This window comes from Rhodoblastus sphagnicola (assembly GCF_002937075.1).
Classification (GTDB): domain Bacteria; phylum Pseudomonadota; class Alphaproteobacteria; order Rhizobiales; family Beijerinckiaceae; genus Rhodoblastus; species Rhodoblastus sphagnicola.
In genome coordinates this window covers 17,935-38,583 of sequence record NZ_NHSJ01000043.1, presented here as the reverse complement: position 1 = coordinate 38,583, position 20,649 = coordinate 17,935, and the positions used below count along the sequence as shown (strand labels likewise).

General features: G+C 61.8%; 21 protein-coding genes and 1 pseudogene. 16 read left to right on the top strand and 6 right to left on the bottom strand.

Annotation, left to right across the window (positions count from 1 at the left end):
* Positions 1–90: 90 nt before the first annotated feature.
* Positions 91–339 (bottom strand): DUF2312 domain-containing protein, encoded by a 249-nt coding sequence (locus CCR94_RS06685; RefSeq protein WP_104507108.1) that lies wholly within the window; start codon positions 337–339, stop codon positions 91–93.
* Between the two features lie 280 nt (positions 340–619).
* Between CCR94_RS06685 and cysK the strand changes: the two genes are divergently transcribed.
* The 12 genes from cysK (at position 620) to CCR94_RS06625 (ending at position 11,734) form a co-directional block, all read left to right on the top strand.
* Positions 620–1,585, top strand: a complete 966-nt coding sequence (cysK, locus tag CCR94_RS06680; protein WP_104507107.1) for a cysteine synthase A — start codon at positions 620–622, stop codon at positions 1,583–1,585.
* 66 nt (positions 1,586–1,651) lie between these two features.
* On the top strand, positions 1,652–2,425 hold the full coding sequence (locus tag CCR94_RS06675; RefSeq protein ID WP_104507106.1) for an enoyl-CoA hydratase: 774 nt from the start codon (positions 1,652–1,654) through the stop codon (positions 2,423–2,425).
* Between the two features lie 137 nt (positions 2,426–2,562).
* Positions 2,563–2,835 carry a 30S ribosomal protein S20 gene (rpsT, locus tag CCR94_RS06670; RefSeq protein WP_104507105.1) on the top strand — a complete coding sequence of 91 codons (273 nt, stop codon included), beginning with the start codon at positions 2,563–2,565 and terminating at the stop codon, positions 2,833–2,835.
* 337 nt (positions 2,836–3,172) lie between these two features.
* Positions 3,173–4,894 (top strand): 30S ribosomal protein S1, encoded by a 1,722-nt coding sequence (gene rpsA, locus CCR94_RS06665; protein WP_104507104.1) that lies wholly within the window; start codon positions 3,173–3,175, stop codon positions 4,892–4,894.
* A 130-nt stretch (positions 4,895–5,024) separates the two neighbouring features.
* Positions 5,025–5,993, top strand: a complete 969-nt coding sequence (sppA, locus tag CCR94_RS06660) for a signal peptide peptidase SppA (protein ID WP_104507103.1) — start codon at positions 5,025–5,027, stop codon at positions 5,991–5,993.
* A 52-nt stretch (positions 5,994–6,045) separates the two neighbouring features.
* Positions 6,046–6,336, top strand: coding sequence for an integration host factor subunit beta (gene ihfB / locus CCR94_RS06655; protein ID WP_104507102.1), 291 nt, complete (start codon positions 6,046–6,048; stop codon positions 6,334–6,336).
* Between the two features lie 24 nt (positions 6,337–6,360).
* Positions 6,361–6,717, top strand: a complete 357-nt coding sequence (locus CCR94_RS06650; RefSeq protein WP_104507101.1) for a LapA family protein — start codon at positions 6,361–6,363, stop codon at positions 6,715–6,717.
* A 4-nt stretch (positions 6,718–6,721) separates the two neighbouring features.
* On the top strand, positions 6,722–7,405 hold the full coding sequence (locus CCR94_RS06645) for a phosphoribosylanthranilate isomerase (RefSeq protein WP_104507100.1): 684 nt from the start codon (positions 6,722–6,724) through the stop codon (positions 7,403–7,405).
* A 28-nt stretch (positions 7,406–7,433) separates the two neighbouring features.
* Positions 7,434–8,651 (top strand): tryptophan synthase subunit beta, encoded by a 1,218-nt coding sequence (trpB, locus tag CCR94_RS06640; protein ID WP_104507099.1) that lies wholly within the window; start codon positions 7,434–7,436, stop codon positions 8,649–8,651.
* Between the two features lie 62 nt (positions 8,652–8,713).
* Positions 8,714–9,541: a tryptophan synthase subunit alpha gene (gene trpA, locus CCR94_RS06635; protein ID WP_104507098.1), complete on the top strand. Its 828-nt coding sequence runs from the start codon at positions 8,714–8,716 to the stop codon at positions 9,539–9,541.
* Between the two features lie 16 nt (positions 9,542–9,557).
* The gene (accD, locus tag CCR94_RS06630) at positions 9,558–10,418 is read left to right on the top strand and encodes an acetyl-CoA carboxylase, carboxyltransferase subunit beta (protein WP_104507097.1); all 861 of its coding nucleotides are present in this window, start codon (positions 9,558–9,560) and stop codon (positions 10,416–10,418) included.
* On the top strand, positions 10,418–11,734 hold the full coding sequence (locus CCR94_RS06625) for a bifunctional folylpolyglutamate synthase/dihydrofolate synthase (RefSeq protein WP_104507183.1): 1,317 nt from the start codon (positions 10,418–10,420) through the stop codon (positions 11,732–11,734). The genes accD and CCR94_RS06625 overlap by 1 nt, the downstream gene beginning before the upstream one ends.
* On the opposite strand, the gene CCR94_RS06620 is transcribed toward CCR94_RS06625, so the two are convergent.
* Positions 11,735–12,199, bottom strand: coding sequence for a cyclic nucleotide-binding domain-containing protein (locus tag CCR94_RS06620; RefSeq protein ID WP_104507096.1), 465 nt, complete (start codon positions 12,197–12,199; stop codon positions 11,735–11,737).
* A gap of 12 nt (positions 12,200–12,211) precedes the next feature.
* The gene (locus CCR94_RS06615) at positions 12,212–12,898 is read right to left on the bottom strand and encodes a response regulator transcription factor (protein ID WP_104507095.1); all 687 of its coding nucleotides are present in this window, start codon (positions 12,896–12,898) and stop codon (positions 12,212–12,214) included.
* Positions 12,899–12,960: 62 nt separating this feature from the next.
* Between CCR94_RS06615 and CCR94_RS26325 the strand changes: the two are divergent.
* Positions 12,961–13,524, top strand: a pseudogene (locus CCR94_RS26325) (L,D-transpeptidase family protein); the annotation flags it as partial.
* Positions 13,525–13,571: 47 nt separating this feature from the next.
* Here the strand turns inward: CCR94_RS26325 and CCR94_RS06605 are convergent.
* Entirely contained in the window at positions 13,572–14,252 is a 681-nt protein-coding gene (locus CCR94_RS06605; RefSeq protein ID WP_210302414.1) for a YggS family pyridoxal phosphate-dependent enzyme, read from the bottom strand.
* Between the two features lie 175 nt (positions 14,253–14,427).
* Between CCR94_RS06605 and leuS the strand changes: the two genes are divergently transcribed.
* The 3 genes from leuS to holA are packed head-to-tail and all read left to right on the top strand — an operon-like array spanning position 14,428 to position 18,613.
* A complete protein-coding gene (gene leuS, locus CCR94_RS06600; RefSeq protein WP_104507093.1) occupies positions 14,428–17,043 on the top strand; it encodes a leucine--tRNA ligase in 2,616 nt (871 codons plus the stop codon).
* Positions 17,030–17,563: an LPS assembly lipoprotein LptE gene (gene lptE / locus CCR94_RS06595; protein WP_104507092.1), complete on the top strand. Its 534-nt coding sequence runs from the start codon at positions 17,030–17,032 to the stop codon at positions 17,561–17,563. Before leuS ends, lptE begins: the two co-directional genes overlap by 14 nt.
* 6 nt (positions 17,564–17,569) lie before the next feature.
* Complete coding sequence (gene holA / locus CCR94_RS06590; protein ID WP_104507091.1) at positions 17,570–18,613, top strand: DNA polymerase III subunit delta; 1,044 nt, start codon at positions 17,570–17,572, stop codon at positions 18,611–18,613.
* Between the two features lie 43 nt (positions 18,614–18,656).
* Here the strand turns inward: holA and CCR94_RS06585 are convergent, their stop codons facing one another.
* Positions 18,657–19,247, bottom strand: a complete 591-nt coding sequence (locus CCR94_RS06585; RefSeq protein WP_170068939.1) for an ActR/PrrA/RegA family redox response regulator transcription factor — start codon at positions 19,245–19,247, stop codon at positions 18,657–18,659.
* Positions 19,248–19,346: 99 nt separating this feature from the next.
* On the bottom strand, positions 19,347–20,648 hold the full coding sequence (locus CCR94_RS06580; RefSeq protein ID WP_104507089.1) for an ActS/PrrB/RegB family redox-sensitive histidine kinase: 1,302 nt from the start codon (positions 20,646–20,648) through the stop codon (positions 19,347–19,349).
* Between the last annotated feature and the right edge of the window lies 1 nt (position 20,649).

Sequence of the window (20,649 nt, the reverse complement as noted above, 5' to 3'; positions counted from 1 at the left end):
CGCGGCGCGGCGCTCCAACAACCGGCGCGGGGCGCAAGCCTGTCATTGCGAAAACGAAACCGGGCGCGGACGACGCCCCGGCCCGCCTCGTTACTCCTGCCCCTCTCCGAGCGCTGACAGATAAAGGTCGAGGATTTCCTCTTCCTCGCGACGCTTGTTTTCGTCCTGGCGGCGGATGGAGATGATCTTGCGCATGATCTTGACGTCGTAGCCGTTGCCCTTGGCTTCGGCGTAAACTTCCTTGATGTCCTCGGCGATCGCCTTCTTTTCCTCTTCGAGGCGTTCGATGCGTTCGATAAAGCTCTTGAGATGGCCGCCGTCGAGCGAGGCTGCGCTCATTGTGTTCGATCCTGATTCCGTTGAAGTGGGGTCTTCAGATGAACCAGAGCGACGTTGGCGTCAAGAACGACGGTCCGTGCTCCCAAGGCTCGGAATTCAGGTTAGGGGCTTGGCGCGGGCATTTTGATTTCAGCTTGTTCAAGCGGTCATGCGCCGCGCCAGACGCGAGAGGCTTCGGTTCGACCGGAATCCGGCGCGAGGGGTTGGCTTGCAAAGACAGTAATCGACAAATTTTGTCAGCTTTGATAGCCTCCGTCAAACTCAAGCTGAGGGAAGCGCGATGTCGGAAGCGGTCAAAAAGCCAGGTCGGGGCAAGATTTACGATTCCATCACGCAAACGGTCGGCGACACGCCACTGGTTCGGTTCGATCGCATCGCGGCCGAACGCGGCGTAAAGGCGAAGCTCGTCGCCAAGCTCGAATTCTTCAACCCGATCGCCTCGGTGAAGGACCGTATCGGCGTGGCGATGATCGACGCGCTCGAGGCGCAGGGCAAGATCGCGCCCGGCAAGACCGTCCTGATCGAGCCTACGTCGGGCAATACCGGCATCGCCCTGGCCTTTGTCGCGGCGGCGCGCGGCTACAAGCTGCAATTGGTCATGCCGGAATCCATGTCGATCGAACGCCGCAAGATGCTGGCCTTGCTTGGCGCGGAACTCGTGCTGACCCCCGCGGCGCAGGGCATGAAGGGCGCCATCGCCAAGGCGGCGGAACTGGTGGCCTCGACGCCCGGCGCAGTCACGCCCGCGCAATTCGAAAATCCGGCCAACCCCGACATTCATCGCCGCACCACGGCCGAGGAAATCTGGAACGACACGGACGGCGGCGTCGACTTCGTCATTTCCGGCGTGGGCACGGGCGGCACCATCACCGGCATTGGCGAAGTGCTGAGGGCGCGCAAGCCCGGTCTGAAGATGATCGCGGTCGAGCCGGTGGAATCGCCGGTCTTGTCCGGGGGGCAGCCGGGGCCTCACAAGATTCAGGGCATTGGCGCGGGCTTTGTGCCGGCTGTCCTCGACCGGGGCGTGATCGACGAGGTTGTGACCATCGACAGCGCCACCGCCATTGCAGTGGCGCGGCAGGTCGCCCGCATCGAGGGCGTTCCCGTCGGCATTTCTTCCGGCGCGGCGGTGGCGGCGGCCTTGCAGGTCGGCGCGCGGCCGAGTTCCGAAGGCAAGACCATCGTGATCATCATTCCGTCCTTCGCCGAGCGCTATCTTTCGACGGCTCTGTTCGAAGGGCTTTAACCTCACAAGTGTTGCAATCCCTCCCGGCTTGTTTATGCCTGAACGAAGAAGCCGGGAGAGCGATCCATGAGCTACGAGAACATTATTGTTGAAGTCCACGACGCCGTCGGTCTGATCCGTCTCAATCGACCCAAGGCATTGAACGCGCTCAACACCGCCCTGATTCAGGAATTGAACGTCGCGCTCGAGGATTTCTCCAAGGACGCGCAAATCGGCGCCCTGGTGTTGACGGGTTCGGAAAAGGCTTTCGCCGCCGGCGCGGACATCAAGGAATTGCAATCGCTGACCTATATGGACGCCTATCTTGGCGACGCCATCCGCACCTGGGAGCGACTGTCCTTCTTTCGCAAGCCGGCGATCGCGGCCGTCGCGGGCTTCGCGCTGGGGGGCGGCTGCGAACTCGCGATGATGTGCGATTTCATTCTCGCGGCGGAGAACGCCAAATTCGGCCAGCCGGAGATCAAGCTGGGCATTCTTCCCGGCGCGGGCGGCACCCAACGTCTCGCCCGCTTCGTCGGCAAGGCCAAGGCCATGGAATTGTGCCTGACCGGCCGCATGATGGACGCCCAGGAAGCCGAGCGTTGCGGTCTGGTCTCCAGAATCGTGCCATCGGAGCATTTGCTGGAGGAAGCCCTGCGCACGGCGAATCTGATCGCCTCCATGTCTCTGCCGATCGCCATGCAGATCAAGGATTGCATCAATTCCGCCTATGAAACGACCATGACGGAAGGCGTGAAATTCGAGCGCCGCAACTTCCACGCCGCCTTTGCGACGCAAGATCAGAAGGAGGGCATGGCCGCCTTCATCGAGAAACGGCGCGCGCAATTCGTCAATCGCTGACGCTTGGCCGATTCTTGCGTTGACGACTTGCCGCTTTCCTGCATATAAGCGTCCACTCTCGGCGCCTGTCATCGGCGCCGTCATGGTTTTTGAATGCGCGGCCATTGGATTGGGCCTGCATTTCTCCGAGGATAACAATGGCCAATACCAAATCGGCTAAGAAGGCCGTCCGTCAAATCGACCGCCGCACGTCGGTCAACCGCCAGCGTCGCAGCAAGATGCGAACTTTCCTTCGCAAGGTCGAGGAAGCCATTTCCTCGGGCGACCAGGGCGCCGCCAAGACGGCGCTCGCCGCCGCCGAGCCGATCCTGATGCGCGCCGCCCAGAAGGGCATTGTTCACAAGAACACGGCTTCCAGGAAGGTTTCGCGGCTGAACGCCCGCGTGAAGGCTCTGGCCGCTACGGCCTGAACCCGTCAGACATAGCCGCAAGCGCGCTTGCGGCCAATGATATCCGTCAGGAAACCCCGGCATATTTTGCCGGGGTTTCTTTTGTAAGAGGCGCGCGGTCGCGAAGAATGCAGCGTGTTGGCTGGCGATCAAATCTTGTCGGCGGCGCGGCAAACGCCTTGTGGAAAACTCGCCCGTTTGCTAATGAGCAGCACTTAACCTGCTTTCTGCCCGCTGGCCCGCGCCGGCCGTCTTGCGAGACGGGACGCATCCTCCGAGATGCGCGCTTGCGGAAGAAAGCGATCGCAACGCCAACATTATTCCGGCGCGCGCCCGAAAGGGCATTTCAGGAGAAAATATGTCCTCTGCCAACAATGCCGGTATGAACCCGTCCCGCGATGATTTTGCCGCCCTGCTCGCCGAATCCTACGGCGAAAGCGAAGCCTTCGAAGGCTCGGTGGTCAAGGGGCGCGTGGTCGCCATTGAAAAAGATGTTGCCGTCATCGACATCGGTCTCAAGACCGAAGGCCGCGTGCCGCTCAAGGAATTCACCGGCCACGGCCGCGATCCGGCCCCGGCGGTCGGCGACGAAGTCGAAGTTTACCTGGAGCGCGTCGAAAACGCGCTCGGCGAAGCCGTTATCTCCCGTGAGAAGGCGCGGCGCGAGGAAAGCTGGGTCAAGCTCGAAAAGGCCTTCGAGGCTGGCGAGAAGGTTGACGGCGTGATCTTCAACCAGGTCAAGGGCGGCTTTACCGTCGATCTTGATGGCGCGGTCGCCTTCCTGCCGCGTTCCCAGGTCGATATTCGCCCCATCCGCGATGTCACGCCCCTGCTTGGCGTGCCGCAGCCCTTCCAGATCCTGAAGATGGATCGCCGCCGCGGCAACATCGTCGTGTCGCGCCGCACCGTGCTTGAAGAGAGCCGCGCCGAGCAGCGCCACGAGATCGTCGCCAACCTCGAAGAAGGTCTGGTGATCGACGGCGTCGTCAAGAACATCACCGATTACGGCGCGTTCGTCGACCTCGGCGGCATCGACGGCCTGCTGCATGTCACCGACATCGCCTGGCGCCGCGTCAACCATCCGTCCGAAGTGCTCAACATCGGCCAGACGGTCAAGGTCAAGATCATCAAGATCAACCACGAGACCCACCGCATCTCCCTGGGCATGAAGCAGCTTCAGGACGATCCGTGGCAGGGCATCGAGGCCAAATATCCGATCAACGCCCGCTTCCATGGCCGCGTGACCAACATCACCGACTACGGCGCGTTCGTCGAGCTGGAGCCGGGCATTGAAGGCCTGATTCACGTTTCGGAAATGTCCTGGACCAAGAAGAACGTCCATCCCGGCAAGATCGTCTCGACCAGCCAGGAAGTCGATGTGCAGGTGCTGGAAGTCGATTCCGTCAAGCGCCGCATTTCGCTCGGCCTCAAGCAGACCTTGCAGAACCCTTGGGAGGCCTTCGCCGAGAAGCACCCGGTTGGGTCCGATGTCGAGGGCGAAGTCAAGAACAAGACCGAATTCGGTCTGTTCATCGGCCTTGATGGCGATGTCGATGGCATGGTCCATCTGTCGGACCTCGACTGGAACCGTCCGGGCGAGCAGGCCATCGAGGACTACAAGAAGGGCGAGGTCGTCCACGCCCGCGTTCTCGACGTCGATGTCGAGAAGGAGCGCATTTCGCTCGGCATCAAGCAGCTCGGCGGCGATCCCTTCGCTTCCGCGCCGGTTGGCGAAGAGGGCGAGGTCAAGAAGGGCGCGGTCGTGACCTGCGAAATTCTTGAGGTCAAGGACGGCGGTCTTGAAGTCAAGATCATCAGCACCGACCTTCAGGCCTTCATCAAGCGCAATGAACTCGCGCGCGATCGCGCCGACCAGCGCCCCGAACGCTTCGCGGTCGGCGAAAAGGTTGACGCGCGCGTCACCCTGTTCGACCGAAAGGCGCGCAAGATCTCCGTTTCGATCAAGGCGCTCGAAGTGGCCGAAGAGAAGGAAGCCATCGCGCAATATGGCTCCGCCGACTCCGGCGCCTCGCTCGGCGACATTCTCGGCGCGGCGCTCAAGGCGCGCGAGACCAAGTAATCTCAATTCGAGATTGAAAATGAATGGCCCTGTGCGTTTTTTCGCACAGGGCTTTTTCATGTGGCCTGCGGGCCGCGACGTTGAGCTTTTGCGTTCGAGCGCCTAAATGAGACGACAAGGGAGCGCATCCATGACTCAAACGTCGCCTGTCGAAACTGTCCTCGATCGCCGGCAGTTGCGCCGCAAATTGACGCGCTGGCGCTTGGTGGCCGTGGGCTTGGCGGTCATCGCGATTCTGGTGGCGGTCGGACGTTTTGGCGGCGACGTCGGGAGCCTGACTCCGCACATTGCCCGTATCGAAATCAGCGGTTTGATCACCGGCGACCGTGACACCTTGAAACTCATCAAGTCCATTGATGAGTCGAAGGCGACCGCCGTCCTTGTCCAGGTCTCAAGTCCCGGCGGCACTGTGACCGGTTCGGAACACATTTTTGACGAGTTGCGACGAATCGCTCAGAAAAGACCGGTTGTCGCGGTCGTCGACACCATGGCGGCTTCGGGCGGCTATATTGTCGCGCTCGGCGCCGACCATATCGTGGCAGACGGCAATTCGCTGATCGGATCCATCGGCGTGCTGTTTCAGATCCCGAACGTTTCCAAATTGCTGGACACCGTCGGCGTCAAGGTCGAGACGATCAAATCCTCGCCACTCAAGGCCGCGCCCAACGGGCTGGAGCCAACCAGCGACGCGGCCCGCGCCGCCATCGACGCCTTGGTTGTCGACAGCTATTCGTGGTTCAAGACCGTGGTCAAGGAGCGGCGGACCCTCAACGACGCTCAGTTGGCGGCCGTTTCCGACGGTCGGGTCTTCACCGGGCGGCAAGGCATGGATTTGAAGCTTATCGACGAATTCGGCGGCGAACGCGAAGCCGTGGCTTGGCTGGAGCGAGAGCGCGGCGTCGCCAAGGGGCTTCCCGTAAAGGAATACAAGAAGAGCACGGTCGGCAAGCCGTTCAACCTCTTCAGCGCGGCCGCGAGCATCGCCGGTTTGGCCGGCGGCGAACATTTCGAGCGGCTCGCGTCGCAAATCGAGAATGTGCAGGGGCAGGCGGGACTTGACGGGCTATTGGCGATTTGGCACGTTGGCCGCGACCAATAGAGATGATTGCGCGACGCTGAAATGCTGACTGGTCATTATCGGGATAAATTCCGTGATTAAATCCGAACTCGTTCAACGCATTGCGGATCGCAATCCGCACCTTTACCTTCGCGATGTCGAGAATATCGTCAACGCGATTCTCGACGAAGTGACCGACGCGCTCGCGCGTGGAGATCGGGTGGAATTGCGCGGCTTCGGAGCATTCTCCGTGAAGAAGCGCGATGCCCGAATCGGTCGAAATCCCAGAACCGGCGACCATGTCGAAGTCGATGAGAAGTTCGTGCCGTTTTTCAAGACCGGCAAGGAACTGCGCGAAAGACTGAATGATTCGCCTAACGATTGATGCGTTGTAGTTGGAGAATTGGCGATGCGTGCGGTCTTCCGTTTTCTTTTTCTCGCGCCCTTCGCTCTTTTGTTGTTGGGTTTTTCTGTGGCCAACCGGCAAACGGTCACGGTTTTCATTGATCCGTTCAATCTGACCGACATCACCCTGCCAACCTTTGTCATTCCGCTCTATATTCTGGTTGTCGGGGCGATAATGATTGGCGTTGTCGTCGGCGGATCGTCAACTTGGCTGCGCCAGGGGCGGCACCGCAAGGCGGCGCGTGAAGCCGCCCGCAAATCAGCGGCTCTCAAGGCCGAAAACGATGCGCTCCGCAGTCAGGTGTCCGCTGGCGCGCCGGTCGCTGGGTCTGGCCTGCCGGTTTCGCGTCCGACCGCCTGACCTAATGCCGCTGACTGTCAAGATTTGCGGCTTAACGACGCAAGAGTCGGTGCGCGCGGCTGTCGATGGCGGCGCCGAGATGGTGGGGTTCGTTTTTTTCGCGAAGAGTCCGCGAAATCTGGCGTTGCATAAGGCGCGCGAGCTGTCGGCGCTGCTTGCGGGACGGGCGCAAAAGGTTGCGCTCGTCGTTGATCCCGAAGATGTTCAAATCGAGGAAATCGTCCAGGAGTTGAGGCCGGATTGGCTTCAGTTGCACGGCGCCGAATCGCCCGAGCGCGTCGCCGATCTCCGCAAAAAATTCGGCATTCCGATTCTCAAAGCGATCGGCGTCGCCGAGCCGGAGGATCTGGCGCGGGCGGACGCCTATTCAGGCGTCGCCGACCGCTTGTTGCTGGACGCCAAACCTCCGAAAGGCGGAGGCCTGCCGGGCGGGAACGGTCTGGCGTTCGACTGGACGTTGGCCAAGGGTTTTTCGGCGCGCACGGGTTCGGCAAATTGGCTGCTCTCGGGCGGGCTAAGTCCGGATAATGTCGGCCAAGCCATCGGTCTGACCGGAGCGCCCGGAGTCGATGTGTCTTCCGGGGTCGAAGACAGCCCTGGCAAAAAGTCCGTCGAGAAGATTCGCGCTTTCATCGCCGCCGTGCGGCATGCGCAAGATCAACTTGGCCTTGCGACCAGAAGCGTTTAAGACAGCCGCTTCAATCGAGCAGAGCGCCATGACCGTCCTTCCATCCAATTCGCTGCGGCAAGGCCCCGATGAGCGGGGTCATTTTGGCATATTCGGCGGGCGGTTCGTCGCCGAAACGCTTATGCCCCTGATTTTGGCCCTGGAAGAGGCCTACGAAGCTGCGCGGCGGGATCCCGCCTATCATGCCGAACTCGGCAACCTGCTCACGCATTACGTCGGGCGTCCCAGCCCGCTCTACTTCGCGGAGCGAATGACCGAACATCTCGGCGGCGCAAAGATCTACTTCAAGCGCGAGGAACTCAATCACACCGGCGCGCACAAGATCAACAATGTGCTGGGACAGATCCTGCTGGCCCGGCGCATGGGCAAGTCGCGCATCATCGCCGAGACCGGCGCGGGCCAGCATGGCGTCGCCACCGCGACGGCCTGCGCGCGCTTCGGCCTGGAATGCATCGTCTATATGGGCGCCGTCGATGTGGAGCGGCAGAAACCCAATGTGTTCCGCATGGAAATGCTCGGCGCCAAGGTCGTGCCGGTTCAATCGGGCGCGCGCACCCTCAAGGACGCCATGAACGAGGCGCTGCGCGACTGGGTCACCAATGTCGACAACACCTTTTACTGCATCGGCACGGCGGCGGGGCCGCACCCTTACCCGGCGATGGTCCGCGATTTTCAATGCATCATCGGCGAGGAGACCCGGGAGCAGATGCTAAACCTTGAGGGCCGGCTCCCGGACAGCGCCTTCGCCTGTATCGGTGGCGGCTCGAACGCCATTGGCCTGTTCCACCCCTTCCTCGATGAGCCGTCGGTCGAGCTTTACGGCGTCGAGGCCGCCGGGCATGGCCTTGAGGTCGAGAACGGGCATGCGGCTTCGCTGGCCGGCGGTCGGCCGGGCGTGCTGCATGGCAACCGGACCTATCTGTTGATGGACGACGATGGCCAGATCCTCGAAGGACATTCGATCTCGGCCGGGCTGGACTATCCCGGCATCGGCCCGGAACACGCGTGGTTGAAGGAAAATGGCCGCGTGACTTATCTGTCCGCGACCGACAAGGAAGCGCTCGACGCCTTCCAGCTCTGCGCGCGTCTCGAAGGAATCATACCGGCGCTTGAGCCCGCCCACGCATTGGCGAGGATTATCGAAATCGCGCCGAAAAAGTCCAGGGATCACCTGATGGTGCTTGGCCTTTCCGGACGCGGCGACAAGGACATTTTCGCCGTCGCCGAACATCTCGGCGGGATGTAAGCGGTCGCTGCGTCACCCGCGCCCATTTTCAATGCCCACGCACTATGATAACCGGCAAGGCCATGACCTCTCGCATCGAAACACGATTTGCGCAGTGCCGCGCCCAACAGCGCGCCGCTCTTGTCACTTTCATCATGGCCGGCGATCCCGACGCCGCGATTTCCCTCGATATCCTTAAGGCGCTGCCGAAGTCCGGCGCCGACCTCATCGAGGTGGGCATGCCGTTTTCGGATCCGATGGCCGACGGCCCCGCCATTCAGGCGGCGGGTTTGCGCGCGATGCACGCGGGCATGACGCTCAACGGGGTGTTGCGGCAGGTTGGTGAGTTTCGCCGGCACGATGCGGACACCCCCATCGTGCTGATGGGCTATTACAATCCGATCTATGTCCATGGCGTCGAGAAATTCCTGATCGAGGCGAAAGCCGCTGGCGTGGATGGGCTGATCGTGGTCGATCTGCCGCCGGAGGAAGATGAGGAATTGTGCCTTCCCGCCTTGCGCGCCGGCTTGAATTTCATCCGACTGGCGACGCCGACGACGGACGATAACCGCTTGCCGGCCGTGCTCGCGAACACCTCCGGGTTTGTCTATTACGTTTCGGTCACCGGCGTCACCGGAGCGAGTCGCCCGGATTATTCCAAGGTCGCGACGGCCGTGCGGCGGATTAAAGCCCACACGCCGCTGCCGGTCGCGGTCGGGTTCGGGGTCAAGGATGCGGCGGCGGCGGCGGAAATCGCCTTGAACGCGGACGCTGTCGTGGTCGGCTCCGCCATCATCGACGCGCTGGCGCGCACGCTGGATTCGGACAAACGTGGCGGCCCCGCAACCGTTGCGGCCGTAAGCAAACTGGTGACCGAACTCGCCGCCGGCGTCGCCTCGGCGCGGCGCTGATTCAGGAGACGATGCAATGAACTGGATTTCCAACGTCGTCCCGCCGAAAATCCGCTCGATCCTCAAGCGTGAAACGCCCGAAAACCTCTGGGTCAAATGCCCGGAGAGCGGCGAACTGGTGTTTCACAAGGATCTGGAAGCCAATCTCTTTGTGGTGCCCGGGTCTGGCTATCACATGCGCATACCGGCGAAGGCGCGGCTTGACGCCTTGTTCGACGACGGCGTTTACGAGAGCTTGCCCTCGCCCGAAGCGCCCATTGATCCGCTGAAATTTCGCGACGTCAAACGCTACACCGATCGCCTGAAGGATTACCGGTTGAAAACCGGCGCCTATGACGCCATCCGGCTCGCCGCCGGCGACTTGCAGGGCCTGGAAGTCACCGTCGCCGTGCAGGATTTCGACTTTCTGGGCGGGTCGCTCGGCATGGCCGCCGGCGAAGCCATCGTCTCCGGCATGCTGCGGGCGGTCGAGCATCGGACGCCCTTCATCATCTTCACCGCCTCCGGCGGCGCGCGCATGCAGGAGGGCATGTTCTCGCTGATGCAGATGCCCCGGACCACGGTGGCGGTGCAGCGGCTCAAGGAAGCCAGGCTGCCCTATATCGTCGTGCTCACCAATCCGACCACCGGCGGCGTCACCGCCTCCTACGCCATGCTCGGCGACCTCCATCTCGCCGAACCCGGCGCCGTGATCGGCTTCGCCGGCGCCCGCGTGATCGAACAAACCATCCGCGAGCGCCTGCCCGAGGGCTTCCAGCGCTCCGAATATCTGCTCAAGCACGGCATGGTCGACATGGTCGTGTCCCGCGCGGACATGCGCGACACGCTGGGCCGCATTTGCCGGTTGTTGACCAAGGCGCCCGCCGCGGCGGCCTGATGTCTCCGTCCGACCCGATTCTCGCGCGCCTGCTGGATCTGCATCCCAAGAAGATCGATCTTGCGCTCGATCGCATGTATCGTTTGCTGGCGGCTCTGGGCGACCCGCAAAAGCGACTGCCGCCGACCATTCATGTGGCGGGAACCAACGGCAAAGGCTCGACCATCGCCTTCATGCGGGCGATTCTGGAGGCGGCCGGGCTTGGCGTTCATGTCTATACCTCGCCTCACCTCGTGCGTTTCAACGAGCGCATCCGGCTGGCCGACCGCTCCGGCGGCAAGCTTGTGTCGGACACGGCCCTGACCGAGGCGTTCGACGCGGTGGAAACCGCCAACGGCCGCTCGCCCATTACTTTTTTCGAAGCGACCACGGCGGCCGCCCTAAAACTGTTTTCGCAACATCCGGCGGATGTACTTCTGCTTGAAGTTGGCCTTGGCGGTCGGCTTGACGCCACCAATGTCATCGACAAGCCAGCTTGCGCGGTGATCACGCCGATCTCAAGCGATCATGTCGAATTCCTGGGACACAGCCTGGAGGCGATCGCGCGGGAGAAGGCCGGCATTCTCAAGCGGGGCGCTCCGGCTGTCTTTTCCAATCAGGATGACGGCGTGCGGGGGACGCTTGAACGCGAGGCGGCGCGCCTGGAGGTGACGCCCACAATCCATGGCCAGGACTATCTGTGTTGGCGCGAGGGCGACCGTCTGATCTACCAGGATGAGAGCGGTCTTCTGGACTTGCCCTTGCCGCGACTGCCCGGCGCGCATCAGACGACCAACGCGGGCGCCGCTATCGCGGCCGTGCGCGCCGTTTTCCCGCACACGCCGATCCAAGCCTTCGAACGGGGCATGTTGGACGCCACATGGCCCGCGCGTCTGCAAAACCTTGGCGGAGGTCGGCTTGCCGCTTTGTTGCCTGAGGGTACCGAGGTCTGGCTCGACGGCGGCCATAACGAAGCCGGCGCGCGCGTGCTTGCCCAGGCGATGACGGAGCGCAATTCCGTGACGCCGCTTCCGCTCGTGCTGGTCTATAGCGCGCTCAAGTCGAAGGACGCGGAGGGATTTCTTCGACATTTTGCGGGCCTGGCCGCGCAGGTGATTGCCGTGCCGATCCATGGCGATCAGGCGTCATGGTCGCCGGAGGAGTTGGTGGGCCTCGCGGCACGGCTGGGGCTGAACACGCGGGCGGAGGTTGACGTGGTCAGCGCATTGCGGACCCTGGCCGCCGGCGATTGGCGGCCCGCCCCGCGCGTCCTGATCGCCGGATCGCTTTACCTCAGCGGGGAAGTGCTGGCCGCCAACGGGACGCCGCCGACCTGATCACCCGCCGCTGTTGTCAGCCATCAATCCGCGCCGAAAGGTTTCAAGTTCGTCGCCGAGCACGGTGATATGCGCCAGCACGTCCTTGCGCAAACGTTCGGCGCTCGCCGGAAATTCCTCAAGAGCCCGCAAGAACACGGCGCGGGATATCCTGAGTACGGAAGAGCTCTGCCGCGCGATCGCCGTGACCGGTCGTTTGGTCGGGACGATCAGCGCGGTTTCACCCAGCAAATCGCCTTCCTTCAAAGTCTGGACAGGCGGAGCGCCATCGCCGCCATCGAGCGTGACGGTTCCCGCCAGCAGCAGATAGCCGCAATCGGCGATATCTCCCTGTCTGAACAGGATATCGCCGGCGCGCAACTGGCGGGTTTCCGCCGCGAAAGCGATGAGCCGCAGGGCGCCGGGATCGAGTTTCGCAAATACGGACAGGCGACTGAGACGTTCAATGATGTCTTCGGAGGACATGAAAGGCCCTGTTCATGGTGAGAGGCGATAGCCCCCGATATCCGTGATGAGAATTTTCGCGCTGGTGGGATCGACTTCGATCTTCTGCCGCAACCGATAGATATGCGTCTCCAGCGTATGGGTGGTGACATTGGCGTTGTAGCCCCAGACTTCGCGCAGCAATTCGTCGCGCGAGACGACGCCGCCCTTGGCCCGGTTGAGATATTGCAGGATCGATGTTTCTTTTTCGGTCAGTTTCAGTTTCGCGCCGGTCTTTGCGACCAGCAGCTTGGAGCCGGGGTGGAACGTATAGGACGAAATCTGGAAACTGGCGTCGTCGCTGTACTCGTGCTGGCGCATATGCGCGCGGATGCGCGCCAGCAGGATGGAGAAACGAAAGGGTTTGCTGACATAGTCGTTGGCGCCGGAATCGAGGCCTCGAACGACGTCGTGCTCGGAATCGTGACCCGTCAGCAAAATGACGGGCTTCTGAAATCCCGCCGCGCGCAATTGCTTGATGACGTCGCGTCCATCTCCGTCCGGCAGGCCAATGTCCATGATGATGAGATCGATCGGATGTTCGTTTATGACAGCGAGACCGGACTTCACATCCGAGGCTTCAAAGGCGTGGAACTCGCTGTGAATGCTCAGTTGTTCAAGCAATGAGAGCCGCAAATGCGCATCATCGTCAACGATCAAGATCGAACGGACTTGCGACATGAAAAATCCTGTGTTCGGCTTGGATCAAGCTTGAAGTTCCGCCAGCACGAACGGGCGAACCTGTGATCGATCAAAAATCTACGCTTTCATGTCCGCGCCGTCAAAATGGTGTATTGCGGCGCGACGCCAGTTCTCCACGAAAAATCGACATTGTTTTTGTTCGGCGACTTGCGGGTTCCCCCAAGGAAAGCTCCAGGGGCCTGTTGAAGATCGGCTCCAATGTCGTCCCTTGCGCCCTCGGCCGGAGCGGAATCGGAGTCAAGCGCCGCGAGGGCGACGGCGTGACGCCGGTCGGGCGGTTTCAAATCGTCGGTTGGCTGAGGCGCGCTGACCGATGGCGCGGCGGTTCGGGAGGCGCGCGCGCCCTCTCCCGTTGCGACGGATGGTGCGACGATCCCGGCTCGCGAAACTACAACCGACCCGTTCGCCTGCCGAGTCGCGTCAGCGCGGAAAATCTTTGGCGCGACGACCATCTCTATGACGTCGTCGGCATTTTGGATTTCAACTTGAAGCCGCGCGTCCTCGGGCGCGGCAGCGCGATCTTCTTTCACCTCGCCCACGAAACCCTGCGAGCGACCGCCGGCTGCATAGCTTTGCGGCCGGCCGACATGAGGCGCGTTCAACATCGGCTCACCGACAGCCCGATCATTTCGATCGGGCCGGACAGCAGGCCTCAGCGGGAGCCGAAAATGGCGGAGCCGACGCGAATGTGGGTGGCGCCAAGCTGGATCGCCTGTTCGAAATCGGCGCTCATGCCCATTGAGAGTTTTTCAAGCCCCAAATCCCGCGCGAGTCGATGCAACAGCGCGAAATGCGGCGTCACCGGGCGATCGAACGGCGGAATGCACATCAGGCCTTCGATGTTCAGTCCGAGATCGTGACGGCAGGCATTGAGCAGAGCCGGCAAGTCCTCGACTGATACCCCGGCCTTCTGGCTTTCCGCGCCGGTATTGACTTGGATGAAACAGGGCAACAGCTTGTTTTTCTTGCGCGAATGTTCCGCGATGGCGGCGGCGATCTTCAGGCGGTCGATTGTCTGAATCCTGTCGAAGACGTCGATGGCCAGTTCGACCTTGTTGGACTGCAAGGGGCCGATCAGATGCAATTCGACATCTGGAAACTCCGCGCGCAGGGCGGGCCATTTGGTCGCCGCCTCCTGGACGCGATTTTCGCCAAAAACCCGCTGGCCCGCGCGCAAGGCGGGCAGGATCGCCTCGGCGTCAAAATTTTTCGAGACGCAGACCAGACTGACGTCGCCGAGATCGCGCTGGAAATCCACGCAGGCGCGCGCGATGGAATGCCGCACCTTTTCCAACCTGCCGGGAACCTCTTCCACTGTCACGATATCACCCAATTTCCGGCTCCGATTTCCTGGCTATTGCCTAGGCGGAAACTAGGCGGAACTCGACCGGATGCCAATCCGCCATGCGCCGCGCGCATTGCGCATCCTAAAGCCAAATCAATTGACCCGCACGACGAAATCATGCTCATTGCGCCGGCCTGGACCCGTTTTGAAGAGCCGAAGTTCGATGCGCGCTGACCGTTACAATCCCTACGAATCCGAGCCGAAGTGGCAAAAAGATTGGTCGGACAAACAGACTTTCCTGACGCGCAACGATGACAACAGGCCGAAATATTATGTCCTGGAGATGTTCCCCTATCCATCGGGTCGCATCCACATGGGACATGTGCGCAACTACGCCATGGGCGATGTCGTCGCCCGCGTCATGCGCGCGCGCGGCTATAATGTGCTGCACCCCATGGGCTGGGACGCCTTCGGCATGCCTGCGGAAAACGCCGCGCGCCTGAACCGCTCGCATCCCGGCGAATGGACCTACGCCAATATCGCCGCCATGCGCAAACAATTGCAGAGCATGGGGCTGTCCATCGACTGGTCGCGCGAGGTCGCCACCTGCGATCCCAGCTATTACAAGCATCAGCAGGCCATGTTCCTGGACATGCTCGCCAAGGGCCTGATCTACCGCAAGAACGCCAAGGTCAACTGGGATCCGGTCGATCAAACGGTGCTCGCGAACGAACAGGTGATCGACGGGCGCGGCTGGCGCTCGGGCGCGCTGGTCGAACAGCGCGAACTGACGCAATGGTTCTTCAAGATCACCGAATTCGCCGAGGATCTGCTGACCTCGCTCGACGGGCTCGACCGCTGGCCGGAAAAAGTCCGGTTGATGCAGAAAAACTGGATCGGCCGCTCCGAAGGCGCGCTGGTGAAATTCGACGTGGCCGGCGCCCGAGCGGTCAAGACCATCGAGGTGTTCACCACCCGTCCGGACACCCTGTTTGGCGCGCGCTTCCTCGCTCTGTCGCCCGACCATCCCTTCGCCGCCGCCCTGGCGCGCGACAATGCGGAACTGACGGCCTTCATCGAGGAATGCCGCCGCGTCGGCACCTCGAGCGCGGCGCTCGAAACGGCGGAAAAGAAGGGTTTTGACACGGGCGTCCGGGTCAGGCACCCGTTCGACCCGGAATGGACCCTGCCGGTCTATGTCGCCAATTTCGTGCTGATGGACTACGGAACGGGCGCAATTTTCGGCTGCCCGGCCCATGACCAGCGCGACCTGGATTTCGCCCGCAAATACGATCTGGGCTGGACGGTCGTCGTTCGTCCCGAGGACGCCGACGCGGCAAAATTCGCCGTCGACGACATTGCCTATGATGGCGACGGCCTTATGGTCAACTCGCGCTTTCTCGATGGCATGACCCCCGCGCAAGCACGCGAGGAAGTGGTTCGCCGTCTTGAGGCGGAAACTGTGGAAGGCGCGCCGCGCGCCCAACGAAAAGTCAATTTCAAGCTGCGCGACTGGGGCATTTCGCGCCAGCGCTATTGGGGCTGCCCGATCCCGATCATCCATTGCGAGGCTTGCGGCGTCGTGCCCGCGCCGCGCGAGAGTCTGCCGATCCAGTTGCCCGCCGACGTCACATTCGACCAGCCCGGCAATCCGCTCGACCGCCACCCCAGCTGGCGCAACACCACCTGTCCGAAATGCGGCAAGCCGGCGCTTCGCGAAACCGACACGATGGACACGTTCGTCGATTCGTCGTGGTATTTCGCGCGCTTCACCGATCCGTGGAACGTCAACGCCCCGACCGACAAGGCGGTGGTCGATCGTTGGCTGCCGGTCGATCAATATATTGGCGGCATCGAGCACGCCATTCTGCATCTGCTCTATGCGCGCTTCTTCACCCGCGCCATGCGCGCCACCGGCCATGTCGGCCTGAGCGAGCCTTTCGCCGGCCTGTTCACGCAGGGCATGGTGGTGCACGAGACCTATCGCTCGGCCGACGGCGCCTGGATGTCGCCCGCCGAGATTCGCTTCGAGGCGGAGGGGCCGGCGCGGCGCGCCTTTGCTCTGAGCGACGGACGGCCAGTGGACATTGGCTCCATCGAAAAGATGTCCAAGTCGAAGCGCAACACGGTCGATCCCGACGACATCATCGCCACCTATGGCGCCGATACGGCGCGCTGGTTCATGCTGTCCGATTCGCCGCCGGACCGCGATGTGATCTGGACCGAGGACGGGGTGCAGGCGGCCAGCAAATTCGTGCAGAGGCTGTGGCGTCTGGTCGGAGACATCGCCGACATTTCCGCCGGCGTGGCGGAGGTCGCCTGTTTTGGCGCTGAGGCGAACCGCATTCGCAAGGTGGCCCATGCCACCCTGGTCAAGGCGGAGGATGACCTCGCCCGACTGCGCTTCAATCGCTGCGTCGCCCATATTTACGATCTCGCCAACCAGTTGGGCGGATTGCTCGCGGGCATTGAAGCGCCGCCGGAGGGCGACGATGTCCGCTGCGCGTTCCGGGAGGCCGGCCGCATTCTGGTGCAGCTTTTCGCCCCGATGATGCCGCATCTGGGCGAGGAATGCTGGAGCGAGCTGGGCGGCGACAGGCTGGTGGCGGAAACGCCTTGGCCGGTCGCGGATCGTTCTCTTATTGTCGAGGATATGATAACGCTACCTGTGCAGGTGAATGGAAAGAAACGCGCCGAACTGACCATCGGCCGTGACGCCGGCCAAACGGAGATCGAAGCCGCCACTCTGGCGCTGGAGGCCGTTCAGCGCGCCTGCGAGGAACGAACGCCCAGAAAGATCATCGTAATCCCGCAGAGGATCATCAATGTCGTCGTCTAATCGCGAAAAAGCCAGGGTTGGGATCGCTGCGGCGGTTTCTTTGGGCTCCGCTCTGCTGCTCGGCGGTTGCGTTCAGCCGCTGTACATGACGACGACAGCCGGCGGCGGCGCCGTCGGCGACGAATTGCAGGCGATCAGGGTGGAGCCGATCCCCGACCGCCTCGGCCATTATGTGACCACTGAGCTGGTGTCGCAGTTGAACGGCTCCGGATCGGTGGTTACGCCGAAATATCGGCTGGTGGTCACGCTCAGCGAACGGATGTCGACGCCGATCATCAACACCTTCACCGGTCAAGCGGAAGCTGGAGCCGTCAGCGTCGACGCCGCCTACCAGTTGTTCCCGCTGACGGGAGCGACAGATAAGCCTCTGGCGGTCGGCAGCGTCTCGCAATTCGTGTCTTATGATCGGACGTCGCAGCGCTTGAGCAACGTGCGGGCGGCGCGCGACGCTGAAATCCGCAACGCCCGGACCATCGCCGAGCAGATTCGCACCAGAGTCGCGATCGCCCTGGCGAAATGAACTGTCATGGTCGCGATCCCCATCAGCGAGGCCGATGATTTTCTCGCCGCGCCGGCGGATCGCTTCTGCATCGTCCTGCTTCATGGCCCGGACCGCGGACTTGTGTCTGAACGGTCGCTACAGGCCAGCCGGAGTTTTCTCGGGGAGGGCGCTCCAGGCCAGAAGATTTATTTGTCCGGGGACGGCATTGCCTCCGATCCTCTCGTTCTCGTCGATGAAGCCAACTCCATCGACATGTTCCAGCGATCCAATCGCGTGATCTGCATCAATGTCGGCGGGAAGTCACTCCTGCCCGCTCTGGAGATGATCGCCAAGGCGCCTCCGCAAAATTGCCTGATCGTCCTGGAGGGCGGGGATCTTCGCCGCGATGCGCCGCTGCGCAAGTGGGCGGAGGCGCAATCCTTGGTCGCCGCCGTCGAATGCCGGCCAGATGACGCGAGGAGCCTGCTGCGCTTGCTTGAAAAGGAACTGGCGACAGCCCGGCGCGCCATCGAACCCAGCGCGCGCGACGCCTTGCTGGGCGTCCTGGGCGAAGACCGGATCGCGACACGCAACGAGATCGAAAAGCTGCTGCTGTTTACATCAGGTCAGGACACGATCCAGCTCTCGGACGTTCAAGCGGTCTGCTACGATCCAAATTTGTCGCAAATTGACGCCGTCGTGGATGGCTTCTTCTCGCGTGGCCGGCAGGACATGCTCGACCTTTTGCTCAACACCCATCTGTCTGGCGCAGACCCGACCGTGATGCTGCTTGCGATGATGCGGCACGCGCTCGCCTTGCAGAGGAGCGCCGGCGCGGTCGAGAGCGGCGGCAATCCCAATGACGCGCTGCAAGCCTTGTTGCGAAGCACGGGAGGCTTCAGTCGGAAAGCGGAACTGATGCGTCAGTTGAAAAGCGTCAGGGCCGAGGACGCCATCGAATTGGTCAGAACCTTGCATCGCTTTACCAAGGCGACCCGCGAAAACGCCACCCTCGTGAGCGCGCGCTTGATCCGTCTTCTGCTGTCACGACCTAACAGGCATCGGGACAGGACCGGCGACTCTCGTTGAGTCCGACTGCTTTTCTCGAAATTCCGATTACTCGAAATTCCGATTACCTGGGCGCGCGTTTCGCCAGAATGCGCTGCAAGGTCCGGCGGTGCATGTTCAATCGCCGCGCGGTCTCCGAGACATTGCGATCGCAAAGCTCGAATATCCGCTGAATGTGTTCCCAGCGAACCCGTTCAGCCGACATGGGATTTGCGGGCGCCTCGCCGGCCGAGTTCGAGTTCGAGTTGATCAGGGCCGCGAAGATCTCGTCGCCATCCGTCGGTTTTGAGAGATAATCGAAGGCGCCCAGCTTGACCGCGAGAACGGCGGAAGAAATGTTGCCGTAGCCCGTCAGAATGATGCCGCGCGCTTCCGGTCGCCGCGCGTTCAATTCGCCGATGACATCCAGTCCGTTGCCGTCGCCAAGGCGCATGTCGATGATCGCAAAGGCCGGTGGGGCCGATTGCACCGCGCTCATGCCCTCCGCGACCGTCTCGGCGCAAGTGACCAAAAAGCCTCGCGCCGTCATCGCCTTCGCCAAGCGATTGAGGAACGGCTTGTCGTCATCGACGATCAGCAGCGTCTTGTCTTTTTCAAACAGAAGCGCCGCTTCGGTGGCTTCGGTCTTGCACACGCTGTCCACGGCTTCGGTCATTCCTTTTTCGGACTGAGGCATTCGATCCGTCACCCCTAGCCTAAATTCAAGCGCATTGCCTAAGCCTGAGATCGACCAAAGAATTTGATCTATGTCAAGTCAAACACTCGGCTTTTCAAACCGAGCCCGGCTCCATGTCAACGAGATGCGCGCCCCGCCGTTTTTGCCGTTTGAAAAGAGGACCTCCGCTCCGGCTCTCTCAAGTAAAGTTTTCGCGATGAATACACCCAGGCCCAAGCCGGCCCGGTCCTTGACATTTCCGCCTCTCCTGGCGGGCCGCACCAGATAGGGCTCGCCGAGTTGATCGATCAACTCACCCGGAAAGCCCGGCCCGTCGTCGGAGATGACGATCGCCACCCTTTCGCGATCCCAGTTTGCATCGATTACCACGGATGTGCGCGCGAAATCAGTCGCATTATCAACAAAATTGCCGATACCGTAAATAATCGCGGGGCTACAGTCGGAATGCGGTTCGGCGCCGTCCCCGTTCATCTCGATCTTGATCTTCGCCGCGCCCTGCTGATACGGGGAGGCGATCTGTTCAAGCAGCAAACCGAGCCTCGTCCGCGAAAAGGGCTCGTCATCGTCTTCCTCAAGCGACGTCAGCTTGCCGAGAATATCGCGACACCGTCGCGCTTCCTGCTCCAGCAGACCCAGATCCTCCTTGATGTCCTCGGGAACGTCGGCGCGGTTCAGTTCATGGGTGACCAGCGAAATCGTCGCCAGGGGCGTCCCGAGTTCGTGCGCGGCGGCGGCCGCGAGTCCGTCGAGTCTGGACAGATGGTTTTCGCGTTCGAGGACGAGTTCGGCCGCGGCCAGGGCCTGGCTGAGCGCGCGATATTCATTCGCCACCCGCGAGACGTAAACGGAAATAAACAGGCACGACACGATGATCGCCGCCCACAAGCCATCCTGATAAAGCTGGGGCAGTGAAAAGCTCTCGCCGCCGCGCCATGGCAGGGGTTGATGCGCCATGCACAACAGGGTCACGCAGGCCGCCGAAACCAGGACGACGCTCGCGATGTGATTGATCCGCAACGATACGGCGGAAATGGTCACGGGCGCCAGAATGAGGATGGCAAAAGGATTCTGCAAACCGCCCGTTACGTAAAGCAGCGCACTCAACTGAAGCACGTCGAAAATCAGAAAGCAGGACGCGCTGAATTCCGAAAGCCGCAAATGGCGCGGCGCGAGCAGCGTCGTCAGCAAATTGACGGCGCCCAGCACGGCCACCAATCCCAGGCAGGACGCCAGATTGAGTGAGAACCCCAGGACGAAGTCAGTCACGAGGATCGTCGCGGTCTGGCCCGCGACGGCGAGCCAGCGCAACTTGACCAAAGTGTCCATGCGCATATGACGCGCATTATGTCCGAACTGGACGCCATCGCTCGGAAGCTGCATT

Excerpts from the sequence above, each read along its gene's own strand:
- accD (WP_104507097.1), top strand. The coding sequence starts at position 9,558 with ATGAACTGGATTTCCAACGTCGTCCCGCCGAAAATCCGCTCGATCCTC.
- rpsT (WP_104507105.1), top strand. The coding sequence starts at position 2,563 with ATGGCCAATACCAAATCGGCTAAGAAGGCCGTCCGTCAAATCGACCGC.
- trpB (WP_104507099.1), top strand. The coding sequence starts at position 7,434 with ATGACCGTCCTTCCATCCAATTCGCTGCGGCAAGGCCCCGATGAGCGG.
- CCR94_RS06675 (WP_104507106.1), top strand. The coding sequence starts at position 1,652 with ATGAGCTACGAGAACATTATTGTTGAAGTCCACGACGCCGTCGGTCTG.
- trpA (WP_104507098.1), top strand. The coding sequence starts at position 8,714 with ATGACCTCTCGCATCGAAACACGATTTGCGCAGTGCCGCGCCCAACAG.
- CCR94_RS06580 (WP_104507089.1), bottom strand. The coding sequence starts at position 20,648 with ATGCAGCTTCCGAGCGATGGCGTCCAGTTCGGACATAATGCGCGTCAT.
- cysK (WP_104507107.1), top strand. The coding sequence starts at position 620 with ATGTCGGAAGCGGTCAAAAAGCCAGGTCGGGGCAAGATTTACGATTCC.
- CCR94_RS06625 (WP_104507183.1), top strand. The coding sequence starts at position 10,418 with ATGTCTCCGTCCGACCCGATTCTCGCGCGCCTGCTGGATCTGCATCCC.
- CCR94_RS06585 (WP_170068939.1), bottom strand. The coding sequence starts at position 19,247 with ATGACCGAAGCCGTGGACAGCGTGTGCAAGACCGAAGCCACCGAAGCG.
- leuS (WP_104507093.1), top strand. The coding sequence starts at position 14,428 with ATGCGCGCTGACCGTTACAATCCCTACGAATCCGAGCCGAAGTGGCAA.
- lptE (WP_104507092.1), top strand. The coding sequence starts at position 17,030 with ATGTCGTCGTCTAATCGCGAAAAAGCCAGGGTTGGGATCGCTGCGGCG.
- CCR94_RS06620 (WP_104507096.1), bottom strand. The coding sequence starts at position 12,199 with ATGTCCTCCGAAGACATCATTGAACGTCTCAGTCGCCTGTCCGTATTT.
- CCR94_RS06645 (WP_104507100.1), top strand. The coding sequence starts at position 6,722 with ATGCCGCTGACTGTCAAGATTTGCGGCTTAACGACGCAAGAGTCGGTG.
- CCR94_RS06650 (WP_104507101.1), top strand. The coding sequence starts at position 6,361 with ATGCGTGCGGTCTTCCGTTTTCTTTTTCTCGCGCCCTTCGCTCTTTTG.
- CCR94_RS06685 (WP_104507108.1), bottom strand. The coding sequence starts at position 339 with ATGAGCGCAGCCTCGCTCGACGGCGGCCATCTCAAGAGCTTTATCGAA.
- holA (WP_104507091.1), top strand. The coding sequence starts at position 17,570 with ATGGTCGCGATCCCCATCAGCGAGGCCGATGATTTTCTCGCCGCGCCG.
- CCR94_RS06615 (WP_104507095.1), bottom strand. The coding sequence starts at position 12,898 with ATGTCGCAAGTCCGTTCGATCTTGATCGTTGACGATGATGCGCATTTG.
- sppA (WP_104507103.1), top strand. The coding sequence starts at position 5,025 with ATGACTCAAACGTCGCCTGTCGAAACTGTCCTCGATCGCCGGCAGTTG.
- rpsA (WP_104507104.1), top strand. The coding sequence starts at position 3,173 with ATGTCCTCTGCCAACAATGCCGGTATGAACCCGTCCCGCGATGATTTT.